The 3,660-nt window shown below is 63.2% G+C and carries 4 protein-coding genes and 2 pseudogenes; all 6 read left to right on the top strand.

What is annotated here, in order from left to right; all coding sequences use genetic code 11:
- On the top strand, nucleotides 1–489 hold a 489-nt coding region (locus tag F7Q96_RS26245; protein WP_170266031.1), incomplete at its 5' end, for a Gp138 family membrane-puncturing spike protein.
- 8 nt (nucleotides 490–497) lie between these two features.
- On the top strand, nucleotides 498–851 hold the full coding sequence (locus F7Q96_RS26240; protein WP_151023610.1) for a hypothetical protein: 354 nt from the start codon (nucleotides 498–500) through the stop codon (nucleotides 849–851).
- Nucleotides 851–2,032, top strand: a complete 1,182-nt coding sequence (locus F7Q96_RS26235; RefSeq protein WP_151023608.1) for a baseplate J/gp47 family protein — start codon at nucleotides 851–853, stop codon at nucleotides 2,030–2,032. Before F7Q96_RS26240 ends, F7Q96_RS26235 begins: the two co-directional genes overlap by 1 nt.
- A 2-nt stretch (nucleotides 2,033–2,034) precedes the next feature.
- Entirely contained in the window at nucleotides 2,035–2,469 is a 435-nt protein-coding gene (locus tag F7Q96_RS27345) for a DUF2612 domain-containing protein (RefSeq protein WP_409364661.1), read from the top strand.
- A pseudogene (locus F7Q96_RS27570) lies at nucleotides 2,414–3,121 on the top strand (phage head spike fiber domain-containing protein); the annotation flags it as partial. The gene F7Q96_RS27345 and the pseudogene F7Q96_RS27570, both read left to right, overlap by 56 nt.
- A 168-nt stretch (nucleotides 3,122–3,289) precedes the next feature.
- A pseudogene (locus F7Q96_RS27340) lies at nucleotides 3,290–3,529 on the top strand (DUF2612 domain-containing protein); the annotation flags it as partial.
- Nucleotides 3,530–3,660 lie beyond the last annotated feature (131 nt).

Genomic DNA, 3,660 nt, shown 5'->3' with positions numbered 1-3,660 from the left:
TCTGGCGGCAATTGTACGTTGACATTCCCGGTCAAGCCTGGGGACGAGTGCCTAGTCGTGTTCGCCAGCCGTTGTATCGACGCATGGTGGCAGTCGGGCGGCGTTCAGGAACAGGCCGAGCTGCGGATGCACGACCTGTCGGACGGGTTCGCGCTGCTGGGCTTCCGGTCGAAGCCCCGGGCATTGTCCGGCGTGAGCACCAGCACGGCGCAGCTGCGCAGCGACGCCGGTGACACGTACGTTGACCTCGATCCCGCCGGAAAGGTTGTGAAGGTGAAGGCGCCGGGTGGCATCGTCTTGGACACTCCCACAGTCACCGTAACCGGCGTGATGGCGGTGCAGAACCAGCAGGGCGCCTCGACGTCGTTCTCGATCAGCGGTAATGCCGAATTCGCCGGTCAAGTGCGAGCCAACGGCAAGCGCATCGACGACAGCCATACCCATAACGGCGTGCAGCCGGGTAGCGGCAACTCCGGCACGGTCAACTGAGGATTCCCATGCGCTATCGCAAATTGGACGCCGACGGCGACTACGTCTTCGGCGGGGGGCAGGCCGACTTCTACAAGGACACCCCGGATGCGGTTGGCCAGGCCGTTTTGACGCGGCTGCGCTTGCTGCGCGGGGAATGGTTCCTTGACACGACGGAAGGGACCCCATGGGCGACCGAGGTGCTGGGCAAGTACACCAACCCAACCTATGACGCTGCGATACGGCAGCGAATCCTGGGCACGCAGGGTGTCCGGGAGCTTGCAGATTATTCGAGCACGCTCGATAGCGAGCGCCGGCACCTTAGCGTGACGGCGACCATCAACACGATCTACGGCACCACCACAGTGCAGGCGACGCTCTAATGGCCATCACCACGACCGCACCGACGATCGACGCCAGCGGCATCACGGCACCGACCTACGCCGAAGTGCTGGAATACCTCAAGGACCAGTACCGCGCTATCTACGGGCCGGACGTGTATCTGGAGGCTGACAGCCAGGATGGTCAACTGCTGGGCGTCTTTGCCAAGGCGATCAGCGACGCCAACTCGGTCGCCATCGCCATCTACCGGTCTTTCAGCCCGGCCACTGCCCAGGACGACGCGCTGTCCAGCAACGTCAAGATCAACGGGATCGCGCGCAAGGTGGCGTCCTTCTCGACTGCCGATCTGGTCATCGTTGGGCAGGCGGGCACGACGATCACCAATGGCATCGCCAAGGATTCCAACGGCATCCAGTGGGCGCTACCGGCGTCGGTTGTCATCCCACCGGAAGGGCAGGTTACCGTAACCGCGACCTGTCTGACCATCGGCGCTGTGTCTGCTGCTGCTGGCGCGATCAACCAGATTGGAACGCCGACACTCGGATGGCAGACCGTCACGAACCCGGCTGCGGCAGCCGAGGGCGCGCCGGTCGAGATGGATGCGGCCTTGCGCCAACGTCAGACGGTATCGACAGCGCTGCCGTCCCGGACCGTTCTGGACGGGATCATCGGCGCCGTGTCGAACATCACCGGCGTGTCGCGCCTCGTTGCCTACGAGAATGACACGAGCGTGACCGACAGCAACGGCATTCCGTCGCACTCGATCTCGCTGGTCGTCGACGGCGGCGATGCGGACGCGATCGCCAATGCCATCGCCGTGAAGAAGACGCCGGGTTCCGGCACGTTCGGCACCACGTCGGTTGTCACCACGGACGTCTATGGCCGGGCCATCACCATCCGGTTCTTCAGGCCCAAGGATGCCCCGGTGACGGCTGTGGTGAACCTGAAGGCGCTCGCCGGATATACGAACCAAACCGGCGACGACATCAAGCAGGCAGTCGCTGACTACATCAACGGCGTCGCCATCGGTGGGGGCCTGTCGGGCAGCGTGGAATGGGCGGACGCCATCACCGCGGCGAACAGTGTCGGCGGTGGCGTGACCTTCAAGCTGACGGGTCTGACGCTGAGCGGCCCGCGGGGCGCTGGTAACCCCGATGTGGCGCTTCTGTTCAATGAGGCGGCGTCTTGCACGCCGGCGAGCATCACCGTCAACGTGTCCTGACAATGGCAGACCTGAGCGAATACACCGCGCTGATTACCTCGGAGCACAACCAGCGGCCGAAGTTCATGGCGGTAGTGGCGGCGCTGGCGCAGCCGATGGTGGACCTGATGAACGTGCTGGGCAGTATGCCCACGAAGTTTGACTTGGACCAGGCCATCGGAGTGCAGTTGGACGACGTAGGGCGATGGGTCGGTATTTCGCGGACGATCCGCACGCCACTGTCCGATGTCTACTTCTCGCTGGACATCAGCGGGCTCGGGTTCGATCAGGGCATCTGGAAGGGCCCCTTCGACCCGGACACTGGCCTCACGACGCTGGACGACGACACATACCGCCTGGTGATCCGCGCGAAGATCGGCGCGAACCACTGGGACGGGGACGATGGAAGGTTCCGTCGCCATCCTGAACAGCATCTTCTCGCCGGCTGGAGAACTTGAGCCGACGTTGGTCCATGCCGATGCGGAGCCATTCGGAGTAGGCGACGGCAGCCGGTTCCAGTACCAGCTCCTGTATCAGGGCCAGCCGGTCTACAAGGTGGAAAACGCCACGTTGTTCCGCAACGACTGGCAGGGGAATCAGAGGCTGTATCCGACGCCTCGGACGAACCTGCTTGCCTATTCGGAGCAGTTCGACAACGCGGTATGGGTGAAGAATGAAACGACTGTCACGGCTGGCGTTACGCTTGCGCCAGACGGATCGACGATGGCGGACAAGCTTGTCGAGTCGGCCACGACTGCCGCGCACTACACGCGCCATTCCACCCTGATGCAAGTCGGTACGCGCTACGCAGCGTCCGCCTATTTCAAGGCGGGGGAGCGAACGCGTGCATACATCTTTGGGAGCAACACGCCAGCGAATGGCGGCGGTGGGGTCGCGTTTGACCTAGTTTCCGGCACGATCATAGGCAACACCATTGAAGGGACCAGCGCGTCTATCGAACCGGTCGGAGGCGGCTGGTGGCGGTGCCGGGCGACATTCCCAGGCACCGCAGTCGCTAATCAGCATTTGCGTTTCGGCATTTACAGCCCAACGGCCTCCACAATTACCTACTCCGGAGACGGTACGTCAGGTCTATATGTGTGGGGCGCGCAGCTGGAAATTGGCGACGCAGTGACACCTTATATTCCGACCACCACGTCGGCCGTCACCCTCACCGACTACACCCTCAGCCCAACCGGCATCGTGGAACTCGGACAGACGCCTGTTTCTGGCGCAACGCTGACGTGGACGGGCGACGGCTACACCTACCCGTCCGGCACCTACGTCTTCATCCAAGACAACCAAGACATGACGATGACCATCGGCATCGCCGGGAAGGTGCCGTCGGCTGTGTTTCTGGCGCTGCTGGCGGGCGGCTACATCCCGCTCAAGCCGGAGGGGGTGCGCGTGAACTTCACCGTTGTCACCACGGTGGAAGGGGCGCCGCTGTTCGGATTGGATGTGAACAACCCGTATGTCGCAGGCTTCGATGTCGGAGCCTGGGGACGACTTCTGTAAGGACCATCAATGGCAACGATCGACTTCCTCCCATTCGCTACTGGCAGCGGCGCCAATGTCATGTCGCAGGCCGAGTGGGCCGCGCTGACGCAACGCCTCTCGGGCTTTCAGTCCGGCGTCGCGCAGTCCGC

The organism is Cupriavidus gilardii (assembly GCF_008801915.1).
Taxonomy (GTDB): Bacteria; Pseudomonadota; Gammaproteobacteria; order Burkholderiales; family Burkholderiaceae; genus Cupriavidus; species Cupriavidus gilardii.
Note: the sequence above shows the minus strand (reverse complement) of the source record. Positions and strands in the feature narration are given on the sequence as shown.

Excerpts from the sequence above, each read along its gene's own strand:
- F7Q96_RS26240 (WP_151023610.1), top strand. The coding sequence starts at position 498 with ATGCGCTATCGCAAATTGGACGCCGACGGCGACTACGTCTTCGGCGGG.
- F7Q96_RS26235 (WP_151023608.1), top strand. The coding sequence starts at position 851 with ATGGCCATCACCACGACCGCACCGACGATCGACGCCAGCGGCATCACG.
- F7Q96_RS27345 (WP_409364661.1), top strand. The coding sequence starts at position 2,035 with ATGGCAGACCTGAGCGAATACACCGCGCTGATTACCTCGGAGCACAAC.